Here is a 21,043-nt window from a genome sequence, read left to right on the forward strand (position 1 = left end):
TCCTCCAGGGTCTAGATGACATCCGGCATGACCCCGGCCTCCCTCATCCTCTGGTGATAGAAGGTGGAGGATTCGTACATCCGGCGGGCCATGATCTTCAGCAGCTTGAGCTGAAGCCGGTCCAGCTGGTCTTTGGACATGTATTCTATCTCGGGGTTCCAACCTATCAAATCAAATCCTCCAATAGCCGAATGATGGATGAAAGGGACAGATCACGATCACTGGTCTCGCGAAGCGTGTAGGGCGATAGCACGGAGCATATATATTCTCTCCTGGCCGGCCTGCGCCGCGTTAAAAGTAAGGTCCACGGCGTTCCGATCAGAACTTCTTTCGAGGGAACTGACCCATCAGATGCCGGTCCTTCAGTTCCTCGTAGCTGTGTGCGCTCTTCTCCGCCTTCTCTCTGATGCTCAGGTCGTTGTGCCGGACCACCTTTCCAGGCAGGCCCATGACCACCGAACGCGGCGGGACCTCGGTCATGCTGGTGACCAGGGCGTTCGCCCCGATTATGCACTCGTCGCCGATGATCGCCCCGTCAAGGATGGTGGAGTTTATGCCGATGATGCAGCGGTCGCCGACCTTGGCTCCGTTGATCACTGCCCCGTGGCCGATGGTGACCTTCTCCCCGATCTCGGTGGGAAAGTCATGGCTCGTATGCAGAACAGCACCCTCCTGCACGTTGCTGCCCGCGCCCACGCGAATATGATTGGCATCACCGCGCAGAACAGCGGTCGGCCAGACGGAAACTCCTTCGGCCAGTTCGACGTTCCCGATGATCACCGCGGCAGCATCCACATAGACCTTACGCTGGGCCATGCGATTACAAGGACTTCAAAAAAGATAAATTGTTGGCCTTATTCCTTGGCCGGCTTGGCCGCCGGGTGGCGAGCCGTCACCCGCTTGGGGAAGTACTTCAGTATGATGACGTCACCGATTCCCTGTATCCAGCGGAAGGGCACGTTGACCGCCTTGGAGTCCTCAACCAGCAGGGGGTTGGATTCGCTTACGAAAAGCCCATCCACCTTGCGGTTCTCCACGTCGATGACCAAGTTGTTCACGTTGCCTAAGAACACTCCGCTAGGCGTGTACACCTGCATCCCAATGAGCTCAGAAGCCTCCTCTAACATCGGCACTCCCTTTGTCAGATATCGCCATCCTCTATTAAAAAGATTATCGGCCATGTTTCCCAGCGGTACATCGCCGGACGCCCGGCCTCGATAGGGGGATGTCACCCCACGCAGAGAGTTCCAGAATACCCAAGGCGGTGGAAATTTCCATAACCAGGAAGGATTGTGATAAAGGTTATATACAGATGAACTTCAATACGGTTTTGTAACGGTTACGCACAACCGATGACGAGGTCTCCGAATGAGCGATGACGAAATTGCAGAGATAAGGAGACGTAAACTTGAAGCGTTGAAGAATCAAACGAACGATACAGGAGTGAAAAAATTGTCCGGAATCACCGAAGTAAAAGACAGCACTTTCGAGGAGTTCATAAAGAGCGCGCCGTTAGTCATAATAGATTGTTGGGCCCCCTGGTGCGGCCCCTGCCGCATGCTCGCCCCCATCGTCGAGCAGTTGGCGGAGGAATTTCAGGGCAAGATCAAGTTCGGCAAGCTGAACACGGACGAGAACGAGACCACTCCCATGAAGTTCAATATCACCGCCATCCCCACCATGCTAGTGTTCAAAAACGGGGTCCAGGCCGACCGCATCGTCGGCGCGGGCAACAAGGACTTCATGAGGCAGAAGTTCTCCAAGTACCTCTGAACCCCCCCAAACCCCTTCAGCAAACCGTTTAATCCTTTCATCATCATTTTAGCCAATGCATGACCGATTTCGATGTTATGATCATAGGCGCCGGACCGGCCGGGCTCCAGGCCGCCATCCACGCTTCCCGGAAGAAGATCAAGGTCTGTGTGCTGGGCAAGGTCGGCGGCAGCGCTTTGGACCGGGCTGAGATCGAGAACTACTTCGGCGTCCGGTCAATGAAGGGCAAGGAGATGCTGGAACTCGGGGCGAGGTCGGCCCGGAAGTTCGGCGCAATTCTTCTGGAGGAGGACCTGCTGACCATCGAGATGATGGACGAGGGGTTCAAAGTAAAGACCGAATCCCTCAAGGAGCTCACGTCCAAGGCCCTTATACTGGCCTCCGGGATATCCCGAAAAAAACTTAATGTGGAGGGAGAGAAGGAGTACCATGGGCTGGGGGTAAGCTACTGCGCCACCTGCGACTGCAACTTCTTCAAGAAGAAGACGGTGGCCGTCCTCGGCGACGCCAGCATGGCAGCCTCTGCCGCCCTGCTCCTGAGAGAGTACGCCGCCAAGGTCTACTGGGTGGCCAAGGAGTTCAAGGCCTCCCCCGAGCTGATGGAGAGGGTCAAGGGCACCGACATCGAGATGGTCAAGGCCTGGCCCACCAAGATACACGGGGAGAATGTGGTCAAAGGGATGCTGCTGGACGACGGACGAGACCTGGTATTGGACGGGGTGTTCATCGAGCTAGGGGCTAAGGGCGTGGCCAACCTGGCCATGGAAGTGAACATCTTCCCGGACGAGAACGGATACATCGCCGTAGATCGTTCCTGCGCCACCGGCACCCCGGGGGTCTTCGCCTGCGGTGACGTCACCGGGCTGCCCTGGCAGCTGGCCAAGGCCGTGGGAGAGGGATGCGTGGCCGGGCTGGCCGCGGCCAGCTACGTGAAGAAGGAAAAGGAGTGAGATCATGAGCATGATCGAAGAGCTGATGTCCGGCATACTCCGCAGTGAGGAGGGCTTCCGTGAGGCGCTGCGCAAAATACTGGACGAGGAGCTAAAGATATCAGTACCTGAATTCTGTGAGAGCACCGGGCTCTCCACCAGCACCATCTACAAGATCCTTCAGGAGCAGCGAGAACCGAACCTGCGCACCGTCCGCGCGGTCATCAAGGGCGTGCGGAAGCTGGATGCGAACCCTGGCGGGGAGTTCATCGCTGTCATCGCCTCCCGGCCGGTCCTGAACAAGATCGAGGAGCGGCTAATGAGGGTGGGAGACCGCAACGTCCGGGTGAAGGAGTACCCGGCCAGCACCATGGAGGACGCCATCATCGCCGCGGTCAAGGCGGAGAGGGACGGGGCGTTGGCCATGGTCTGCGCGCCGATCATCGCACCGACCGTTGAACAGATCGTGAGGATACCGGTTTCGGTGGTCGTGCCCAAGGACAGCATGGTGCGGGCCATCGAGATCGCCGCTTCCAAAGTGCTCTGATCATTCGTCGATCTTGACCATGCTCTCCAACTGGGCCAGGATCTGCTTGCGCAGGGCGGCGAACTCCGGGGAGGCGCGGTCCCGCGGCCTCTCCCACGTTATCTCGTAGATCTGCCCGATGCTGCTCGGCCGCGCGGTCATCACCACGATGCGGTCCGCTAGGAAGAGGGCTTCATCCACGGAATGGGTGATGAACACCACCGTTTTCTTAGTCTCGCTCCAGATGCGTAAAAGCTCCTTCTGCATGAGGTTGCGCGTCTGAGCATCCAAAGCGCCGAAGGGCTCGTCCATCAACAGTATCGCCGGCTCGTTGGCCAAGGCGCGGGCGATGCCCACCCTCTGCTTCATGCCCCCCGATAATTGATAGGGATGATAGTCCTCGAAGCCCTTCAACCCCACCAGATCGATGTACTTCTGTGCGCGCCCGCGGCGCTCCTCGAGGGGAACACCCTTAAGTTCCAACCCGAACTCCACGTTGCGGCGCACCATCCTCCAAGGGAACAGGGCGAACTCCTGAAACACCATGCCCCGGTCGGAACCCGGTCCGGAAATCTCCTGCCCATTGAGCAGTATCTGGCCGGAGCTCTGTGTCTCCAGCCCAGCGATGATGCGCAGGATGGTGGTCTTGCCACAACCGGAGGGGCCGAGTATGCAAACGAACTCCCCCTCCTTCACGGAAAGGTCGAAGTCGGCTATGGCCACCATTTCCCCTTTCTTCTGGGGGAAGGCCTTCTTGAGGTCCTTTATCTCCAGTATCATCGTACTCCCATCCTCTTGTTAATGGCGTTCTCAAGGTATTGCATGATGCCAGTGGTCATGAGGCCGAGTATGGCGATTACGATAATACCGGCAAACATCTTGTCGTACATCCCTACGGTTACCTGCAAAGCAATATAATATCCGACTCCGCCACCAGAGACGCTGACCATTTCTGCAGCCACTATACACATCCAGCCAATTCCCATTCCTATCCTGATGCCGGTCATTAGAAATGGGATAGTATAAGGGAAAATGACTTTAGTGAACATCTGAACGCGTGAAGCGCCTTGAGTGCGCGCAGCATCTAGTAGTATCGGATCCACACTCTTGACACCGAAATAGATATTTGAGATCAAAGGAAACAGAACACCAATGAAGATGACCATTACTGGTCCCCAAAATATGAGGAACACGGCCAGGAAGAAAGGCACCCAGGCGATAGGCGGAATGGGTCGGAACACCTCGACCACTGGTTTTGCGAACAGATTGAACATTTTAGAGAAACCCATCAACAAGCCAAGTGGCACTGCGACGACGAGGGCCAACAAGAATCCTAATATGAATCTCTTCAGCGATGCGTACACGTTCTGCCACATAGTAACGCCAAGGTTGGGGTCCTTGTGAGTGAACGACTTTATCAAGGCATCAAAGACCTCAGGAGGCGTAGGCAGATAAACCTGGTTCCACCAAAGGGATATGCCCCACCAGGTCAGCATGAACATGGTGAGCGAGATGAGGACGATCACTGAGCTTTTAATCAGGGGCTTAGTTAGTAGCTCCTTGATCTTATCCAGACGGTTGATCTCTCCCTCTGCCATGCCGTTCCTCAAACTGATAAATAAATAAAAAGGTTTGCTGAAGGGGTTTAAGTGCCAACCAACTTCAGGGTGAACCCATATTCCTCACAGAAGGCTAGCAGCCACAGGTGCTGGATGGAGCCAGGACCAGGCGTGGCGATGGTCTTCCCATCAAGGTCACCGATGCTCTGGATGTCACTATTGACAATCAGCGCAGACCCCTCCGTGTTCACCTGAGCCACTATCCTGATATCACTGTTGTCCGTGTTGACGTTCAGGTACTTCACGATGGCTGGTGGAGAACCCAGGTATCCCATATCGATGATGCCAGTATCATAGGCCGTCATGACGGCTGGACCGTTTGCATAGACAGTTCCGACGATATCGACGCCCCACTGGGTGAACAAGCTCTTGCCCTCATAGGCGGTGCCTTCCCACATGGTGACATTTGATGCCACCACGCGCGCGTACTGGTGCAGGTCTCCGTTCAGGTATCCAAGCTTCACGGTACCAACGGTCGAATTCACCTTGGTTAGGGTTCCGGACATTGCAAGGGTTATGTAGGTATCGTTGACGAAAGTGTCGACGAAGTCCTCAACATCCATATACCCACGGGCGGTAACGGCCGCACTCGTTGTCTGCTCCAGGCTAATGAACTCATTCGTGAAATTCACCAAGTAGCTCTTCAACTCATCCGTGAGATTATAGAGCAAATTGATATTCTCCATTGATGCAGCCACAACGGTAGTGTTCCTGCCGCTGAACGACGCACCCATCTCCAGGAACATGGTGTAGTTCGTAGGATTGCTGGTCTTGTTCTCTATAGTGGAGATGATCCACTCGCTTGCCTCGATGTGCGCGGCGAGGACCCTGGCCACGAGCTCAGGATGGGCTTCGGCAAATTCAGTGTTCGCTGTAACGACGCAACACGGATGATTGTTCCATCCTTCAAGGTCGCCGGTCTGCATCAAGGCATGGGCGGTGCCGGAAAGTATGGAATCAGAACAATACGGTTCCCAGCTCACCCCACCATCGACCGTTCCAGCGGTAATATAGCTCTTCTGGTCTACTGGTGCTACTTGCATCCAATATATTGTCTTCTCATTATCGCCCCCTCCCATCATGGTGATGCCAACAGCCCCCACCACGATTATGGCGACAACGATGATTGCAATTATCGCGATTTTTTTATCCATCTGATAATCACCTAAGGGTTTTACATCTGCCGTTAATATTTAGCATTTTTGTCTAATAAGGAAAAATTAAACCCAATTGTACAATTATCGATATATTTTGTCTAAGTGTACCCCGTTAAGCCAACCCCCGTTAAAACATTCTGGTCCATAACTATTGTTTATAGGGTCGGTTATGTAACTAATTAATGAAGGATGTTTACAAATTCTTAATATTCCGAGCATCTTAGAGGTACACGCGATAATATGTTTGAACTGAACGTCGTGAGCAACACTCCGCTGACCCCAGTGGAGGACCTCAGGGACGCCTCCCTGCAATTCCTGAAACAGATCGGATACATATCCAAGGGATACGACCCCAAGACCGACGTCAACAACATCCAAGAGAGCATCCCCTACCGGTTATTCACCGAATGCTTCCTGGGCAACCTGAACCGGGTGTGGGCCGTGGAGGAGCTGGCCGCGCACCTGGACACCACCAAGCCCACGATCTACCGTCACCTTAACAAGCTCAAGGCCATCGACGTGCTGGAGGATGTCTCCATCGAGATCAACGGGCAGAAGAAGAAGGGCTACCGTATCCGCTACGGCGATCTGGGCAAGGCCTGGAACTTCACCGAATCGAACGTGACGCTGGCCATGGAATCGTACCGCAAGACCGTGGAGCACCTGCAACGCCTGGCCAAGGGGGATTGAGCATGGACGAGAAGTACCCGACAAAGCTCACCAAGGGCTCCATGTACCGCTTGGTATTGTCTGTTGGTGGAGGGGGCACGCTGGAGATAATAGGCGAGTTCGTCGGCTACCTGCAATATGGCAGCGACGTGGCCCTGAACATCCGCCTGGAAGGCGGGGTGCTCAGGGTGATCCCCTCGCGTTCCGTTCTGTACCTGGACATCCTCGACTCCAAGGAGGAAAAGGATGAGCGCCCCAAGGAGAACGGGGTATATTTCGGTTGATCCTACCATATTATCCAGAACGTGATTCAGAATGGACCGCCGCCAGGAATACCACCAGCATCTCATCCGCCTGCTCCTATCGGGCGAGATAGGGAACAAGGATGAGTTGCAGCGGCGCAAGGTCAAGTTCAGCGGAGAGTACGGGTTGGGAGAGGTCCCCAAGAACTCGGAGACCCTGGCCCTGGTCCCCCCGGAGAACCTCGCCCAGGTGAGGGATATACTGCGGCGCAAGCCAGTGAGGACGCTTAGCGGCGTCGCCGTCGTGGCCGTGATGACCTCGCCAGCTCCCTGCCCCCACGGCAAATGCACCTACTGCCCCGGAGGAGTGGACAACAATTCCCCGCAGTCCTACACCGGAAAGGAACCGGCGGCCCGCCGGGCGGCCGACAACGAGTTCGACCCTTACCGTCAGGTACGGTCGCGCATCGGGCAGCTGGAGGCCATAGGCCACCACACCGACAAGGTCGACCTCATCATCATGGGCGGGACCTTCACCTCCCGTCCGGCGGAATATCAGGAATGGTTCGTCCACCGCTGCTTCGAGGCCTTCAACGACCGGGAGTCTGCCAGCCTGGAGGAGGCCCACCAGCTGAACGAGGGCGCCGAGCGCCGGGTGATCGGAATGACCGTAGAGACCCGGCCGGACGCCCTGACCTTGGACGTCGCCAGGGAGTGCATGCGCCTGGGCACCACCCGGGTGGAGCTGGGCGTGCAGATACTGGACGACGACATCCTGAGGGCGGTGAACCGCGGGCATGGGGTGAAGGAGGTGGCCGAGGCCACCCGGACCGCTCGGGACCTGGGGCTCAAGGTCTGCTATCACATCATGCCCGGCCTTCCCGGCTCCAGCCCGGAGAAGGACGTGGCATCGTTCCGGCAGATGTTCGACGACCCCCGCTTCCGGCCGGACATGATCAAGATATACCCCACCCTGGTGGTCAAGGGCACCAAGCTGTACGAGTCCTGGCTGCGGGGGGAGTACGAGCCATACGACACCGCCAAGGCGGTAGAGGTGATTGCCGAGATGAAGAAGCTGGTGCCGGAGTACGTCCGCATCCAGAGAATACAGCGCGACATCCCGGTGCCGCTGATCGAGGCCGGGGTGGACAAGGGACACCTGCGGGAGCTGGTGCAGGAACGGTTGCGTTCGCAGGGCCAGAGATGCCAGTGCATCCGCTGCCGGGAGGTCGGGCTGCTGGGCATAAGTGAGCATTCCCCTGACGACCTCATCCCCCGCACGGTAGGCTACGAGGCCTCCGGGGGGCGGGAGGAGTTCATCTCGTTGGTGCTGGAGAACAACGCCCTGGTCGGGTACGCCCGGCTGCGGATGCCCCCGGGGGACACCGCGATCATCCGGGAGCTGAAGGTCTTCGGCCGTATGGCCAGGATAGGCGACGGGGAGGGGGAGTGGCAGCACCGCGGCATCGGTCACCGGCTTCTTGGCATGGCCGAGGGATCCGCGGCCCAGGCCGGTTACGACAGCGTCAAGGTCACCAGCGGAGTGGGCGCCCGGGGATACTATGCCTCGCTCGGATATGAGAGGGCGTTGCCACACATGAGGAAATGGCTTGGCGGCAAATGATTAATCCCAGGGCGGCCATTATCCTTTTGGGATGCATATGGTCTGCACGTTCTGCGGTGCCCCGTCGTTGGAAGGGGCCATGGTCTGCGCTGCATGTTCGAAGAGGGTCAAAGAGGAGATTTATCTGCGGGATTGGGCGATGGACCCCCGTTCGGACCTGCGCTCCCTCGGAACGCGCAGCGCCTGCCTGAGGGTCGGCCCCAGCTCTCAGGGGGAGGTCCTCCTAGGCAAAGGGACTGACCCATACCTGTTGGTGCAGAGGACCATGCAGGCCGAGGACCGCTCGCACCTGCCGACGGTGGTCGACCAATACCTGTCCGGAATGGGCCTGGGACTGCACCTCATGGGCGACGAGCAGCTGCCAGAGCGCCCGGTGACAAAGGAGCTGGTCTCCCTGCCGCAGAGCGCGGACTTCGAAGGGGAGAGATGGGGAAGGGCGCTGCTGCGCCTCGGAAACATACTGGCCATAAGCGCCCGGGACGTCTCCCGGCTTCCCTTGGGGGACCTGGGGCGGAAAGAGGCCTTCGCTCAAAAGGCGGCTGAGGCCCTGGACCTCTACCAGAGGGCAGGAAAGGTACCCGAGGTCGAGCCGATCGCCCGGGCCAACATCGCCATGCTGAGGCACTGGGGCGGAGAGCACGAGGCGGCCTTGGACGAGCTGAGGGCGGTGGTGCCCGCCTCGGACGGGGCAAGATTGCAGCTGGCCCGGGTCCTGCTGGACCTGGGTCGGGAGGATGAGGCCGCGGACATAGTGGCCCAGACGGACGATCTGGAAGGTTCCATAGTCAGGCTCCGGAGGGGATGCCAGTGAGCGACCTAGAGAAGATGTTGGAGCAGAACGAGCGGCAGAGACTGCTGGCGGCGATAAAGGACCTGGGCGACCCCGAGTGGCGGGACCTGATGATATCGCTTATAGGTGGAATGGGCGTGCGCGTTCAATCGGCCAAGGAGGAGAAGGGCACCCTGGTCATCTACGGCCAGGGGGAGGGCGGATACATCATATTGGTCTCGCGGACCGCCTTCAGCGATCCCGAGCTGGTAGTGCGCTCCCTGGTGGAGGAGGCCAAGACCTCGGCCCGGGTCCCGGTGTTCATGACCCTGCAGGACCTGGACCCCGGCACGCTGAACTACCTGGACAAGGAAGTGGTGTCCTACGCCGACCTGGGCAAGTTCCTGGCGCTGATCCACCGGTACGGTCTGGACGATCCGCTGATGGCCAAGGAGGACCTCAAGGTGCTGGAGGACCGCGGGGCGCCCTGCCTGCCTTCCATGGGCAAGCTAGAAGCGCTGATAGACGAGGCCGAGGAAAGGCACCGCAAGGGAGACTTGGGGCGGGCCGTACAATTGCTGACCGTGGCCCTGGAAATCAAGCCGCTTAACGATACCATCTGGTTGAAGAAGGCCAGCTACCTGCTGGAGATGGGGAGGGCGCCCGAAGCGCTGGTGGCCGCCAATCACGCCGCCGAGATACGCCCCGGCGACGCCGCCACCTGGTTCCTCATCGCCCACATACAGGGCCAGCTGGAGGACCGGGACAAGGAGCTTAGCGCCTACGACACCGTGCTGCGCATTAATCCCGCCCATGCCCCGGCGCTGCTGAACAAGGGCGCCACGTTGTACGAGATGGGACGGCTGGAATGGGCGTTGAAGGTGTTCAACGACATGGTCAAGCGCTATCCCCAGGAGCCGAGGGGCTGGAACAACCGCGGCCTGGTGCTGAAGGGCATGGAGCACCCCATCGAGGCCCAGGCTTCCTTCGAGAAGGCCAGCGTGTTGGACCGCGAATATGCCGACCCGCTCATCAACCTGGCCCGCATGAAGGACGAGGTGGGCAACTGGGAAGGGGCGGTGGAGGCCTGGAAGGACGTGCTGAGGCTGGTGGACTCCCGGGCGGACATCTGGGCTCACCTGGGCGCCTGCCTGCGAGAACTGGGTCAGAACGAGGACGCCCTCACGGCCATGGACCGCGCCCTGGACCTGGACCCCACGATGGAACAGGTCAGGGAGGAAAGGGACCGTTTGGCGGCCCTCATGGAAGGCGAACGGGCCGTGGAGGCTCCGGTGGCCGATGGAAGGACGCTCGACCAGGTCATCAACGGTGAGCCGGCTCCCGAGCCACCGAAGGAGGAGCCAGCCATCGAAGAGGAGCCGGTAGACGAGCCGGTCAAGACCGTCATGGAGGAACCAGTTCCCGAACCGCCGAATCAGGAACCGATCGTCGAAGAGGAACCGGTCAAAGAGCCGATTGAGGCCGTCGTTGAGGTCCCCGCTCTCGAACCCGTAAAAGAAGAGCTATCTGTCGAAGAGGAACCGGTCAGAGAAACGACGGAAACAGTCGATGAGGTCCCCGTTCCCGAACTTGTAAAAGAAGAGCTACCCGTCGAAGAAGAGCCGGTCCCTGCGACCATCGCGGCAGAAAAGGCCGATGAAGAGGCCCCCTTACCCGAAGATATCGGGCCGGTCAGCATCGCCCCGGTCGAACCAGCATTGCCAGCGATAGTACAGGAGGAACGGTCCCTCCAGGAAAGAGAACCCGCCGGGCAGCTGGAGGTCATCCCGGAACCGTCCAAGCCGGTGGAGTTCAAGGCCGAGCAACTATCGATGGAAGTTCCCCCCGAGCTACCCAAGCCGGTGGAGTTCAAGGCCGAGCCGACGACCATAGAGGTCCCTCAAGCCGCGGGCGCCCTGCAGCTGGTCGATCAAGGGCCAGCCGCAGAGGTATCCCCGGTCGCCCCAGTTCTATTAAGGGAGACCGTTGAGGAAACTGTGGTTCAGCCTCCCGAGGTCGCGGTCGAGAAGGAGGCCCCGAGGACGAGGGCCGTATGGCTATACGAGATCTCGCTGCCCCCGCTCCCCTCCGAGAGGGAGGACCGCGTCATACAGGAGGCCAGTCTGCTTCTGGCCGGAGGGGAGAGGGAGAAGGCCCTGCAGGTCATAGGAATCGCCCAGAAAGAAAGCTCCGACCTGGAACTTCTGCGCCTGAAGGCCAGAATACTGCTCTCCCTCGGCAGAGGGGAGGAGGCGGCCGAGGCGCTGAAGGAGGCCTTGCGCCTTGCGCCCAAAGACATCCGCACGGTCCTGGACACCGAGGCCCTGTTCCACCGCTTCGGCGGGGAGGGATCCCAGTTGTTAAGAGCTATAGACGAATGCCAGGAGGCCCGGGCCCGCACGGCCCTGGACCTGCTCGAAAGGCAGGACTACGCCCAACTGGCCCGCACAGAGGTGAAGGACGAGGCGTTCCCGGCCAAGCTGGCCAAGGTCTTGGCCCAGATAAGACAGGGGCGCTACCGCGACGCCTCCAAGGTGCTGAAGGCCTTGATGTCCGAGTTCCCGGCCTCCTCAGAATGCCTGAACAACCTGGGAGTATGCATGCGCTTCATGGGGGAGTTCGACTACGACCAGGCCATACACATGATGGAACTGGCCATGGAGGTCGATCCCCATTACTCCGACGCCATGAACAACATCGGCTGCACCCTGTTCGCCGCCGGACGCTACGAGCAGGCGCTGAAGGTGCTCAAGGCCACGGCCGACGAGGACCGCCGCCCGGAGTACCTGCTCAACCTGAGCAACGTCCAGATGGCCTTGGGCGACCCGACCGGGGCCAAGGAGAGCCTGACCACCGCCCTGAAACTGGAGGAAAGCGCGGACGTGCTCTACATGCTGGGAGTGATCGCCGAAGGAGAGAACGAGTTCCGCTGGGCCCTCAGCCTCTACCAGGACGCCTTGGCGCAGAGCCCTGGCTTTCGTGAGGCCCAGGCCGGCCGCGACCGGACCAAGCTGCTATCCAAGAAGTGAACTAGCGCTGAAGCTGTTCGATGAAGAATGTAAAAAATAAAAGGAACGAGGCACGGTTTAGCGGGAGATGCTCATGACCACTACGTCACGGACATCCTTCATCTCGCTGAACGGGAGCACCAAGCGGCCGTGGCTGTCAGTGCGGAACAGCCGGCTGTCTATCTCCTCGGCCGGGACCACCAACACATGGTTGATCTCTCCGGTGACGGTGTCTACCACGAAGTTGTCTATCATGCCCAAAATCTGACCGTCGTTGGTCATGACCGTCTTCCCCTTCAGCTCGGTTATGAACTTCCTCATTTGCGCACCCCAAACAGATGGCTCACTCTACTATCGCATGAGATTGAGCATATTTATAGATTTATAGCTTCCCGGGACTGGCGCCATCAGAATATGGCGAAGTAGCGGCAGCGGCAGTAGCCCTTCACCGCCTCCCTCTCCGTGCTACAGTCGTGGCAGGGCAGGGGCATGGTGCTCATGGCCTCCTCGATCTTGAAGCGCTTCCCGGTCATCTTCCGGCAGGTCGGGCAGGCGTCCTTGGCGCACTCCACCTCCACCCTCTCGAAGCCCAGGTCCTTGAAGGACTTCAGATTGTAGCGGGCGATTATCTCCTGAATGGTGCGCAGATCGTCCTTCTGCCCCATCTTGGCCAACAGGTCGACCATGCCCTGGTACATCTTCAGCTTGAGGTCGGGGTCCTCGGTCTTGATCACCAGGTCCCTCATAAGCTCGAGGGCGGCCATCCACACCAGGACCTCCTTGCCGCTGGTCACGGCCATCTGCCTGGCCTTCATGTCCAGGTCCATGGCCCCCAGGTAGAACTGGGACAGCATCTGCAGGCTGGCGGCCCGGGGGTCCAGCGGAGCCTCCTCCGACATCTTCCTCGGTTCCTTCTTCACCGGGGCCTTGTTGGCCTCTCCCTTGGGCGTTATGACCTTGACCATGTCGACCACCTACCTGAATATGCCCAGGTCGTCCATTCCCGCCCGGGCCTTGTGCAAGTTCTTGCTCATCGTGTCGTACTGCTTGACCGATTCCTTGTCCACCGAGGGCCTCACGGTCTTGAAGGCGGCCTCGAAATGCTGCATCTCCACCACCTGGGCGTCCTTGTCCTGCCGCAGGGCTATCATGGCCGCCTCCCGACAGAGGTTCTCCAGGTCCGCGCCCACGTACCATTCGGTGCGGGACACCAGCTCGTCGATACTGACGTCCTTCAGGGGCATGTTCTTGGTGTGCACGGACAGTATGGCCTTCCTCGCGGCGGCGTCCGGCACCGGCACCAGCACCATCCGGTCGAAACGACCGGGGCGCAGCAGGGCGCTGTCCACGATGTCCGGGCGGTTCGTCGCCGCGATCACCGTCACCCCCTCCCTGGAGGTCAGCCCGTCCATGGAAGTGAGCAGCTGGTTGACCACGCTCTCCGTGGCCCTAGAGCCCTCGCTCCAGCCGCGCTTGGGGGCGATGGAGTCGATCTCGTCCAGGAACACGATGGATGGGGCCACCTGCCGCGCTTTCTTGAACACCTCGCGGAGGGCGCGCTCGCTCTCCCCGAACCATTTGCTCATTATCTCCGGGCCCTTGATGCTTATGAAATTGGCCTTGGACTCGTTGGCGATGGCTTTCGCCAGCATAGTCTTTCCCGTCCCCGGCGGACCGTAGAGCAGTATGCCCTGCGCCGGACGGATGCCCATGCGTTTGAACGCCTCAGGGTTCTCGATGGGCATCTCCACCATCTCCCGCAGCTGCTGCTTGACATCCTCCAGTCCGCCCACGTCGGACCATTTGACCGTGGGTATCTCCACCAGCACCTCGCGCAAGGCCGACGGCTCGATCTCCTTCAGGGCGTTGTCGAAGTCGGTTCCGGTGACCTTCATCTGGGAGAGTATCTCCATAGGTATGGCCCGGTCCAGCTCCAGGTTCGGAACGAAGCGCGCCAGGCATTTCATGGCCGCCTCCCGGGCCAAGGCCGCCAGGTCGGCCCCGGCGAACCCATGGGTTATCTGGGCGTACTGGTCCAGGTTAACGTCCTCGCCCAGGGGCATGCCCCTGGTGTGTATCTGCAATATCTCCTTCCGACCGAAATATGAGGGCACCCCGACCTCGATCTCGCGGTCGAAGCGTCCCGGGCGGCGCAGGGCCGGGTCCATGGCGTCCTGACGGTTCGTGGCGCCGATGACGATGACCTGGCCCCTCTCGGCCATGCCGTCCATCAGCGTGAGCAGCTGGGCCACCACCCGCCGCTCCACCTCCCCGGACACGTTCTCGCGCTTGGGGGCGATGGAGTCGATCTCGTCGATGAAGATGATGGAGGGGGCGTTCTTCTGGGCCTCCTCGAACTTCTCCCGCAGCTTCTCCTCGCTCTGCCCATAGTACTTGGACATAATCTCCGGGCCCAGGATGGAATAGAACGAGGCCCCGGACTCGTTGGCCACGGCCTTGGCCAGCAACGTCTTTCCCGTTCCCGGCGGGCCGTAGAGCAGCACGCCCTTGGGGGCGTCGATGCCCAGGCGGTCGAACAGCTCGGGGTGCTTCAACGGGAGCTCGATCATCTCCCGGATGCGCTGCAGCACATTCTCCAATCCGCCTACGTCATCATAGGTTACCGAGGGAGAGTAGACGTCCTTAATCTCGGCGTTCTCCGACTTCACCACCATCTCCGTGTGTTCAGCCACCACCACCACGCCCGAGGGCTGGGTGGAGAAGACCTTGAAAGGCGCCAGCGTTCCGGCCAAAGCGAAGTTTGGCACCAGGAACTCGTCCCCCTTGACCATGGGCCGGCCGATGAGGCTCTTGCGGAACAGCTCGTCTACGCCCGCCCCCATGGTGATGCGCTTGCTGTTGGGGATCTTGGGCACCAGAACGATCTTGGCCGCCGGCTGGGGGTCAGCCCTGGCCACGGTGACCCTCTCTCCGATGGACACCCCGGCGTTGGACCTTATCATGCCGTCGATGCGGACGATGTCCTTGCCCTCGTCCTCCTGCTGGGCCCGGAAGACCTTGGCCGCGGTGAGCTTCTTGCCAGTGATCTCCACCGCGTCCCCCACTTCCACTCCCAGCTCCTTCCTGGTCTTCATGTCCAGGCGGGCCCTTCCCAGGCCCACCTCGGTTTGCGTCTGGGCCTTCGCCACGCGGAGTAGAACGGATTCGGCCATAATGTATCGGACTCCAAATCTGTTCTCTGGATATTAACTTTGCATCGGCGAACGAAAGGAATAATAGCGCCCGCCCCTGTTCCCCGCCCATGGAGTTCTCCGCCGAATGCGCCCCCTGCCTGCTGCGCCGGATCCTGTTCCAGACCAGGCTGGTCGACCCATCCAAGGAGACGGAGGTCATGTCGGCCTGCGTCCAGCTCATGGCCGAGGAATGGTCGCCGGGCATAAGGTCGGCCGCCCTGGCCACCAAGGTGCACCGGCTGAACTACGACCTCCTCGGCGTCGAGGATCCCTACGCCAAGCTCAAGGAGGAGGCCAATCAGGTGGCCTTCACCCTGCTGCCCCGGGGGCAGGAGCTGGTCGACGCTTCCGAGGACCGCTTGACCGCCGCGTGCCTGGTGGCCATCGCCGGCAACGTCATGGACTTCGGCATCGGCGGGTTCGAGAGCCCCAAGGAGCTCCGCTCCACCTTCGATTCGCTGTTGGCCGAGGCGCCCGAGCCGAACGACGTCCCTCGCATGCGCGAGGTGCTGTCAGGGGCGAAGGAGGTGGTGTACCTCTTCGACAACTGCGGCGAGATTGTGCTGGACATCCCGTTGCTGAAAGAGATTAAAGAGATGGGGTTGAAGGTGACCGGGGTGGTCAAGGGCGAACCGATCATCTCGGACGCCACCTGGGCGGACCTGGAGGTTTCCGGAGTCGACCGGCTGCTGGACGAGCGGATGACCACCGGAGCCTTCGCCATCGGCATCGACCTGGACCTGGCTCCGCAGGAGCTATTGGAGGCCTTGCGCCGCGCCGACCTGGTCATCGCCAAGGGCATGGCCAACTTCGAGGCGCTTTCCGGCACCTGGGTGCGGCCGATCGTTCATCTTCTGCGCAGCAAGTGTCTGCCAGTTTCCCAGGCCATCGGGGCCAGGAAGGACCGCAACGTGATCAGGCTGTTCGAATGAGGTGAGGGAATGAGAGGAAATGTAAGGCAGGCGGTGATTTTGGCCGGAGGGGAGGGCACCAGACTGCGGCCTCTGACGAACACTCGGCCGAAACCGTTGCTGCCTGTTCTCGGCGTTCCCTGCGTCGAATACGTCATCTCCTCCCTGGCCAACGCCGGCGTGGAGCAGATCTTCATCGCCTGCGGCTACCGCTCCGAGGACATCCTGCTGGTGCTGGGGCGGGGAGAACGTTTGGGCGTGGACATCGAGCTCGCCTACGAGAAAGAGCCGATGGGCACCGCCGGGGCGGTCAAGCTGCTCGAGGACCGCCTGGAAGGGACGTTCGTGGTCGGCAGCGGCGACACCCTGACGGACGCGGACCTGGGGGCGCTCATCGACTTCCACGTGGGGCACGGGGCGGAGGCCACCATGGGCCTGACCGAGGTGGAGCGCCCGGAGCAGTTCGGCATCGTGGGCGTGGGAGCGGACGGGCGCATCGAGCGCTTCAAGGAGAAGCCCCGCCGCGAGGAGGTCTTCTCCCGGGTGATCAACGCTGGCACCTATGTGCTGGAAAGGGAGGTGCTGGACCTCATCCCCGCCGGGCGGAAGTACGATTTCTCCCGAGACCTCTACATGGACATGCTGCAGAGGGGCCGCGGGCTCTTCGCCTCTCCTCTCATCGGCTACTGGAAGGACATCGGGAGGCCCTCGGACCTCTTCCTGGCCAACATGGACATGGCCTCCCGCAGGGGCAACCCTTCTGCGCACGGTCCCGTGGCTGGAAAAGCACCATCGGAAGCGGCCGTGGTCGGTCCGGCCTTCTTCGGAAAAGGGGTGAGGGCCCAGGGCAGCCAGGTCAAGCGCAGTGCCGTGGGCTCAGGCTGTTCCTTAGGCCGGGGGGCGGTCCTGGAGGACTGCCTGCTACTAGACCGGGTCGCCATCGGCCAGGGAACGACCCTGCGCGGGTGCATTCTCGGTGAAGGATGCCAGGTAGGTGCCGGAACCATGCTCACAGACTGCATTTTAGGAGACAGGGCGCAGGTCGGACCGGGGTCCAGGGCCGAAGGCCGCAGCTTCGAACCGGGGTCCTCCATCTGAGATAAATATTCGGACACGTTTCCGCTGGACATGGCCGAGACGCCCCGACGCACTTACGCCCTGCTGTTGACAGCGGGCATGATCTGGGGCACCTCGTTCGTGGCCGGAAAGCTGGGAGTGGAGGACACCGACCCCTACCTGTTCACGGCCATGCGCGCGACCTTCTCCGCGCTTTCCATCATACCGATACTGCTGGCCTTCAAGCTCGACCTCTCCCTTCTAAAGGACAAGTGGTTGTGGCTGATAGGCTTACTGAACGCCATGGGCATGTTCTTGCAGAACGTCGGGCTGACCTATACCACGGCCAGCAAGACCGTGCTGCTGGTGGACATAAACGTGGTCATCGTGGCCGTGCTGGCCGTTCTGTTCCTGAAGGAGGAACTGAACCGGCGCATCGTGGCCGGGCTGGTGCTCGGAATGGCCGGTGTCGGTCTCATCGCCACTGGCGGGGACCTCTCCAACCTAGGAGGTGGCTCCTTCATCGGAGACCTGCTGGTGTTCCTGGCCGGCGTGGCCTGGGCCTTCTACATCGTCCTGTCGACCAAGGTGCTGAAGAAGGGCTACGGGCTAGTGCACATGACCTGCACCATGATCCTCATCACCTGGATATTCGCCATGCCCTTCGGGCTGGCCATGACCTCCGACTTCACCATCGGGGCATCCAGTGTTGTGCTCGCACTGTACACTGGAGTGTTCTGCACCACCGTGGCCTTCCTGCTCTACAACGTCGGGCTGAAGTCCCTCGGTGCGACCACCACCTCCATAATACTGCTGGTGGAGATGGTCTTCGGCCTGCTCTTCTCCTTCCTACTGCTCGGGGAGAGGCCGGACACCATGACCGTGGTGGGCGGCTCGCTCGTTCTGGCGGCGATAATGGTGATATCCGTCAAAGGCCTGGAGAGGGCCAGGAGAAGGCGGTCCGGCGCCTAGGAGAAGTCCAACAGCTTCTTGGCCTCGACCACGCGATCGACGGTCATGGCTATCTCCACCATATTCGTCCGGCCGCCCAGCATGAACAGGGAATTGATGTTCACGCCTCCTCGGGCCAGCTTCTTGGTGAGCTTGGACAGCTCGCCCGGCTGGTCGGCCATGGAGACAACCACGACCTCCTGCTCCTTGAAATCCAGCTGCGCCGCCTTCAAGGAATTGCGGGCGGTGACGTCGTCGTCGGTGATTATGTGCACCCCGGTCCTTCCGCCACTAGCATCCGTGGCCATGCCCCGGATGTTGACGGCGTTGCGGGCCAAGGCCTCCGCGACCCGGGAGATCTCCCCCGGGCGGTCCTGTATGTACACATCGAACTGTTTGTAGGACATCCCTTTCTCATTGAAGGTGCATGAAGTTAAATCTTTGTAGGAATGCTACTGAGAATTAGATTTATAGCGTAAGGCCATATCGAGGGACATGGCCACCGGCGCCAAGCCCTATGCGATAACGGTGAACTGGAATCGGGCGGAGGACACCGTCCAATGCGTCAGCTCACTTTACGAAGGGAACCCCGAGCTGCAGGTGCTGGTGGTCGACAACGGGTCCCAGGACGGCTCGGTGGAAAAGCTTCGCAACAAGTTCCCCGGGCTGATCATCCTGGAGAACCAGGATAACCTGGGCTACGTCAAAGGGGCGAACCAAGGCATCCGGCGGGCGCTAGCCGACGGAGCTACGCACGTTCTCATGATAAACAACGACGCCGTCTCCCGCCCGGGCATGGTGGCCGAGCTGGTGGACGTGCTGGACAGGTATCCCGACGCCGGGATCGCCGGTCCCAAGATCTTCTATTACAGCACGGACGTGATCTGGTTCAACGGAGGGCACTTCAATCACTGGATGGGTTTCTCCACCCATCAGTTCATGGACCGCCGGGACGACGGTCGCAACCGTGAGAGGAAGGTCGATTTCATCACTGGCTGCACCTTGATGGTCAAGGCCAGCGTGCTCTCCGAGATCGGTCTTTTCGATGAGGACTTCGTCATCTACGCCGAGGACCTGGATCTCTGCCTGAGGGCCAAGGAGAGGAAGTACGAGTCCTGGTTGGTGCCCGCCGCCATGGCCGAGCACAAGGTATCGCTTTCGACCGGGATCGCCGGCTCCAATCTGATGACCCCGTTCCGGGCCTACTACTACGGCCGCAACATGCTCATGATGATCCGCAAGAGAAAGAAGGGCCTGCAGTTCATCACCTGCTACCTGGGGCAGACCCTGGTCATGCTTCCTTACTACTTTTTGCTGATGGGTTTGCAGAAGACCAGGGGCTCTTTCCGCCATTACCTGAAGGGATATATGGACGCCCTGCGGTGGATGGTCAACGGAAACGCCTAGCTGAAGCTCAGTTCTCCATTAGGGTGCTGCTGGCCGTGTTCCACAGATAGGCTATACCGAAGCCCAGGAACAGGGGCAGCGTCTCCACGTCGATGGGGCCGGAGAAGGCCGCGAAGGCCATGTAGAAGACGTACAGCGCCACCAGGTATCCGGAGAAGGCCGTGAAGACCATCTTGACCCCCCTTATCAGCACGTCCCGCCGCCCGTGGGTCAGCAGGTACTTGTTGGCGATGACCAGGTAGGACATGGCCAGGATGAAGGCCAGTACCGTGGAGGTGACCATGTGGTCGTCGTACGCCACCTCCAGTCCCTCCATCATCCAGAAGGTGAAGACCAGCCCCAGCAGCAGAGCCGACAGATAACGTCCGATGACGTTTATGAACAGGAAATTGACCGCCATGGCGGCGGTCTTGCCCATCATCCCACACTGCCTCAATATGGAAAGGATGACCCGGGAGGAGAGCTTGGAAGTGCCGCTGCGGCGCGAGCTGAAGGTGAAGCTCACTTCCTCCACCTTGGTATTGCGGGGCAGGAACTTCAGCAGGTCGAAGAGCACCTTGAAACCCGCCCGCTCGAACCTGCCGCTGTACTTGGAAATGGTCTCCTGGCACAGGTCGGTCCGCCCGCCGAAGAAGCCGCTCATGGTGTCCGCGGAGATGGGCCGCCTCATGGCCGTCAGGTAGATCATGGCCAGGGTATGCGCCCCCCAGGAGGCCAGATGCCGGCTGAAGCTCAGTTTATGTTTGTCCTCACGGACACCGACGGCCATGTCCGAACCGCCGGCCAGGCGGGCGTGCAGCTCCCCCACGGATTCTGGCGGGTGCTGGAAGTCGGCGTCCATGACCACGAAGAATCTGGTCCTAGTGCTGGAGATGCTGTCCATGATGCTGGCGGTGAGCCCGCGGTCGGCCAGGTCGCGACCGAGGAGCGCTATCCGGGGATGCTTGGAGGCGAACTCCAGCACCCTCTCCCTCGTCCCGTCCGTGGAATTGTCGTCGGCCACGATGACGGAGACGCCGGGATAGAGAGAATCCAGGCTCTCTAGCATAGGCTGGATGTTCCCTCCTTCGTTGTAGGTGGGGAGAATAACCGTCAGGTCATCGAACTCGGACAATAAGCATCCCAACTTTTATAGTCAAAAAATCTCCAACGTATTTATATATTTTCGAACAGGAAGCTTTCTCCAACAATAGCGGGGCCCGGCTCTG

23 protein-coding genes are annotated in these 21,043 nt (G+C 60.1%); 12 read left to right on the forward strand and 11 right to left on the reverse strand.

The genetic code is table 11. From position 1 onward, the window contains the following. Nucleotides 1–11: 11 nt before the first annotated feature. The 3 genes from NT131_06140 to NT131_06150 form a co-directional block, all read right to left on the reverse strand. The gene (locus NT131_06140; GenBank protein ID MCX6651215.1) at nt 12–170 is read right to left on the reverse strand and encodes a hypothetical protein; all 159 of its coding nucleotides are present in this window, start codon (nt 168–170) and stop codon (nt 12–14) included. A 148-nt stretch (nt 171–318) separates the two neighbouring features. After that, nucleotides 319–816, reverse strand: a complete 498-nt coding sequence (locus NT131_06145; protein MCX6651216.1) for a gamma carbonic anhydrase family protein — start codon at nt 814–816, stop codon at nt 319–321. 38 nt (nt 817–854) lie between these two features. After that, nucleotides 855–1,127, reverse strand: coding sequence for a PRC-barrel domain-containing protein (locus NT131_06150; GenBank protein ID MCX6651217.1), 273 nt, complete (start codon nt 1,125–1,127; stop codon nt 855–857). 241 nt (nt 1,128–1,368) lie between these two features. Here NT131_06150 and trxA point away from each other — a divergent pair, with 241 nt between their 5' ends. The 3 genes from trxA to NT131_06165 are packed head-to-tail and all read left to right on the forward strand — an operon-like array spanning nt 1,369 to nt 3,249. After that, entirely contained in the window at nt 1,369–1,773 is a 405-nt protein-coding gene (gene trxA, locus NT131_06155) for a thioredoxin (GenBank protein ID MCX6651218.1), read from the forward strand. Nucleotides 1,774–1,832: 59 nt separating this feature from the next. Next, nucleotides 1,833–2,723: an NAD(P)/FAD-dependent oxidoreductase gene (locus NT131_06160; GenBank protein MCX6651219.1), complete on the forward strand. Its 891-nt coding sequence runs from the start codon at nt 1,833–1,835 to the stop codon at nt 2,721–2,723. Nucleotides 2,724–2,727: 4 nt separating this feature from the next. Next, nucleotides 2,728–3,249, forward strand: a complete 522-nt coding sequence (locus NT131_06165) for a transcriptional regulator (protein ID MCX6651220.1) — start codon at nt 2,728–2,730, stop codon at nt 3,247–3,249. Here the strand turns inward: NT131_06165 and NT131_06170 are convergent, their stop codons facing one another. Genes NT131_06170 through NT131_06180 form a run of 3 tightly spaced genes read right to left on the reverse strand, consistent with a single transcriptional unit; the run spans nt 3,250 to nt 6,001 of the window. After that, the gene (locus NT131_06170) at nt 3,250–4,008 is read right to left on the reverse strand and encodes an ABC transporter ATP-binding protein (GenBank protein MCX6651221.1); all 759 of its coding nucleotides are present in this window, start codon (nt 4,006–4,008) and stop codon (nt 3,250–3,252) included. Continuing rightward, nucleotides 4,005–4,826 (reverse strand): ABC transporter permease, encoded by an 822-nt coding sequence (locus NT131_06175; protein ID MCX6651222.1) that lies wholly within the window; start codon nt 4,824–4,826, stop codon nt 4,005–4,007. Before NT131_06175 ends, NT131_06170 begins: the two co-directional genes overlap by 4 nt. Nucleotides 4,827–4,873: 47 nt before the next feature. After that, complete coding sequence (locus tag NT131_06180) at nt 4,874–6,001, reverse strand: ABC transporter substrate-binding protein (protein MCX6651223.1); 1,128 nt, start codon at nt 5,999–6,001, stop codon at nt 4,874–4,876. A 243-nt stretch (nt 6,002–6,244) separates the two neighbouring features. On the opposite strand from NT131_06180, the gene NT131_06185 reads away from it, so the two are divergent. Genes NT131_06185 through NT131_06205 form a run of 5 tightly spaced genes read left to right on the forward strand, consistent with a single transcriptional unit; the run spans nt 6,245 to nt 12,337 of the window. Then, the gene (locus NT131_06185; protein ID MCX6651224.1) at nt 6,245–6,694 is read left to right on the forward strand and encodes a helix-turn-helix domain-containing protein; all 450 of its coding nucleotides are present in this window, start codon (nt 6,245–6,247) and stop codon (nt 6,692–6,694) included. A 2-nt stretch (nt 6,695–6,696) separates the two neighbouring features. Continuing rightward, a complete protein-coding gene (locus tag NT131_06190) occupies nt 6,697–6,957 on the forward strand; it encodes a hypothetical protein (protein MCX6651225.1) in 261 nt (86 codons plus the stop codon). 31 nt (nt 6,958–6,988) lie between these two features. Then, complete coding sequence (locus NT131_06195) at nt 6,989–8,539, forward strand: tRNA uridine(34) 5-carboxymethylaminomethyl modification radical SAM/GNAT enzyme Elp3 (GenBank protein MCX6651226.1); 1,551 nt, start codon at nt 6,989–6,991, stop codon at nt 8,537–8,539. A 37-nt stretch (nt 8,540–8,576) separates the two neighbouring features. Beyond that, on the forward strand, nt 8,577–9,350 hold the full coding sequence (locus NT131_06200; GenBank protein MCX6651227.1) for a tetratricopeptide repeat protein: 774 nt from the start codon (nt 8,577–8,579) through the stop codon (nt 9,348–9,350). Continuing rightward, the gene (locus tag NT131_06205) at nt 9,347–12,337 is read left to right on the forward strand and encodes a tetratricopeptide repeat protein (protein MCX6651228.1); all 2,991 of its coding nucleotides are present in this window, start codon (nt 9,347–9,349) and stop codon (nt 12,335–12,337) included. The genes NT131_06200 and NT131_06205 overlap by 4 nt, the downstream gene beginning before the upstream one ends. A gap of 57 nt (nt 12,338–12,394) precedes the next feature. Here the strand turns inward: NT131_06205 and NT131_06210 are convergent, their stop codons facing one another. From NT131_06210 to NT131_06220, 3 genes are all read right to left on the reverse strand, one after another. Continuing rightward, nucleotides 12,395–12,637, reverse strand: coding sequence for a PRC-barrel domain-containing protein (locus NT131_06210; GenBank protein ID MCX6651229.1), 243 nt, complete (start codon nt 12,635–12,637; stop codon nt 12,395–12,397). Between the two features lie 86 nt (nt 12,638–12,723). Further along, a complete protein-coding gene (locus tag NT131_06215; protein ID MCX6651230.1) occupies nt 12,724–13,281 on the reverse strand; it encodes a hypothetical protein in 558 nt (185 codons plus the stop codon). Nucleotides 13,282–13,290: 9 nt separating this feature from the next. Then, a complete protein-coding gene (locus NT131_06220; protein MCX6651231.1) occupies nt 13,291–15,489 on the reverse strand; it encodes a CDC48 family AAA ATPase in 2,199 nt (732 codons plus the stop codon). An 89-nt stretch (nt 15,490–15,578) separates the two neighbouring features. Between NT131_06220 and NT131_06225 the strand changes: the two genes are divergently transcribed. The 3 genes from NT131_06225 to NT131_06235 are packed head-to-tail and all read left to right on the forward strand — an operon-like array spanning nt 15,579 to nt 18,449. After that, nucleotides 15,579–16,442, forward strand: a complete 864-nt coding sequence (locus NT131_06225; protein MCX6651232.1) for an ARMT1-like domain-containing protein — start codon at nt 15,579–15,581, stop codon at nt 16,440–16,442. A 9-nt stretch (nt 16,443–16,451) separates the two neighbouring features. Continuing rightward, entirely contained in the window at nt 16,452–17,519 is a 1,068-nt protein-coding gene (locus NT131_06230) for an NDP-sugar synthase (GenBank protein MCX6651233.1), read from the forward strand. Between the two features lie 30 nt (nt 17,520–17,549). Next, nucleotides 17,550–18,449, forward strand: coding sequence for a DMT family transporter (locus tag NT131_06235; GenBank protein MCX6651234.1), 900 nt, complete (start codon nt 17,550–17,552; stop codon nt 18,447–18,449). Here NT131_06235 and NT131_06240 read toward each other — a convergent pair. Further along, nucleotides 18,446–18,835, reverse strand: coding sequence for an ACT domain-containing protein (locus NT131_06240; GenBank protein ID MCX6651235.1), 390 nt, complete (start codon nt 18,833–18,835; stop codon nt 18,446–18,448). The two genes, NT131_06235 and NT131_06240, sit on opposite strands and share 4 nt — an antisense overlap. An 88-nt stretch (nt 18,836–18,923) precedes the next feature. On the opposite strand from NT131_06240, the gene NT131_06245 reads away from it, so the two are divergent. Continuing rightward, nucleotides 18,924–19,835, forward strand: a complete 912-nt coding sequence (locus NT131_06245) for a glycosyltransferase family 2 protein (protein ID MCX6651236.1) — start codon at nt 18,924–18,926, stop codon at nt 19,833–19,835. 7 nt (nt 19,836–19,842) lie between these two features. Here NT131_06245 and NT131_06250 read toward each other — a convergent pair whose 3' ends face one another. Then, the gene (locus NT131_06250) at nt 19,843–20,949 is read right to left on the reverse strand and encodes a glycosyltransferase (GenBank protein ID MCX6651237.1); all 1,107 of its coding nucleotides are present in this window, start codon (nt 20,947–20,949) and stop codon (nt 19,843–19,845) included. Between the last annotated feature and the right edge of the window lie 94 nt (nt 20,950–21,043).

This window comes from Methanomassiliicoccales archaeon, from assembly GCA_026394395.1.
GTDB lineage: Archaea > Thermoplasmatota > Thermoplasmata > Methanomassiliicoccales > UBA472 > UBA472.

What these genes read in the sequence shown, in the direction of transcription:
- NT131_06145 (MCX6651216.1), bottom strand. Translation starts at nt 816, where the DNA reads ATGGCCCAGCGTAAGGTCTATGTGGATGCTGCCGCGGTGATCATCGGG.
- NT131_06150 (MCX6651217.1), bottom strand. Translation starts at nt 1,127, where the DNA reads ATGTTAGAGGAGGCTTCTGAGCTCATTGGGATGCAGGTGTACACGCCT.
- trxA (MCX6651218.1), top strand. Translation starts at nt 1,369, where the DNA reads ATGAGCGATGACGAAATTGCAGAGATAAGGAGACGTAAACTTGAAGCG.
- NT131_06160 (MCX6651219.1), top strand. Translation starts at nt 1,833, where the DNA reads ATGACCGATTTCGATGTTATGATCATAGGCGCCGGACCGGCCGGGCTC.
- NT131_06165 (MCX6651220.1), top strand. Translation starts at nt 2,728, where the DNA reads ATGAGCATGATCGAAGAGCTGATGTCCGGCATACTCCGCAGTGAGGAG.
- NT131_06170 (MCX6651221.1), bottom strand. Translation starts at nt 4,008, where the DNA reads ATGATACTGGAGATAAAGGACCTCAAGAAGGCCTTCCCCCAGAAGAAA.
- NT131_06175 (MCX6651222.1), bottom strand. Translation starts at nt 4,826, where the DNA reads ATGGCAGAGGGAGAGATCAACCGTCTGGATAAGATCAAGGAGCTACTA.
- NT131_06180 (MCX6651223.1), bottom strand. Translation starts at nt 6,001, where the DNA reads ATGGATAAAAAAATCGCGATAATTGCAATCATCGTTGTCGCCATAATC.
- NT131_06185 (MCX6651224.1), top strand. Translation starts at nt 6,245, where the DNA reads ATGTTTGAACTGAACGTCGTGAGCAACACTCCGCTGACCCCAGTGGAG.
- NT131_06190 (MCX6651225.1), top strand. Translation starts at nt 6,697, where the DNA reads ATGGACGAGAAGTACCCGACAAAGCTCACCAAGGGCTCCATGTACCGC.
- NT131_06195 (MCX6651226.1), top strand. Translation starts at nt 6,989, where the DNA reads ATGGACCGCCGCCAGGAATACCACCAGCATCTCATCCGCCTGCTCCTA.
- NT131_06200 (MCX6651227.1), top strand. Translation starts at nt 8,577, where the DNA reads ATGGTCTGCACGTTCTGCGGTGCCCCGTCGTTGGAAGGGGCCATGGTC.
- NT131_06210 (MCX6651229.1), bottom strand. Translation starts at nt 12,637, where the DNA reads ATGAGGAAGTTCATAACCGAGCTGAAGGGGAAGACGGTCATGACCAAC.
- NT131_06215 (MCX6651230.1), bottom strand. Translation starts at nt 13,281, where the DNA reads ATGGTCAAGGTCATAACGCCCAAGGGAGAGGCCAACAAGGCCCCGGTG.
- NT131_06220 (MCX6651231.1), bottom strand. Translation starts at nt 15,489, where the DNA reads ATGGCCGAATCCGTTCTACTCCGCGTGGCGAAGGCCCAGACGCAAACC.
- NT131_06225 (MCX6651232.1), top strand. Translation starts at nt 15,579, where the DNA reads ATGGAGTTCTCCGCCGAATGCGCCCCCTGCCTGCTGCGCCGGATCCTG.
- NT131_06230 (MCX6651233.1), top strand. Translation starts at nt 16,452, where the DNA reads ATGAGAGGAAATGTAAGGCAGGCGGTGATTTTGGCCGGAGGGGAGGGC.
- NT131_06235 (MCX6651234.1), top strand. Translation starts at nt 17,550, where the DNA reads ATGGCCGAGACGCCCCGACGCACTTACGCCCTGCTGTTGACAGCGGGC.
- NT131_06240 (MCX6651235.1), bottom strand. Translation starts at nt 18,835, where the DNA reads ATGTCCTACAAACAGTTCGATGTGTACATACAGGACCGCCCGGGGGAG.
- NT131_06245 (MCX6651236.1), top strand. Translation starts at nt 18,924, where the DNA reads ATGGCCACCGGCGCCAAGCCCTATGCGATAACGGTGAACTGGAATCGG.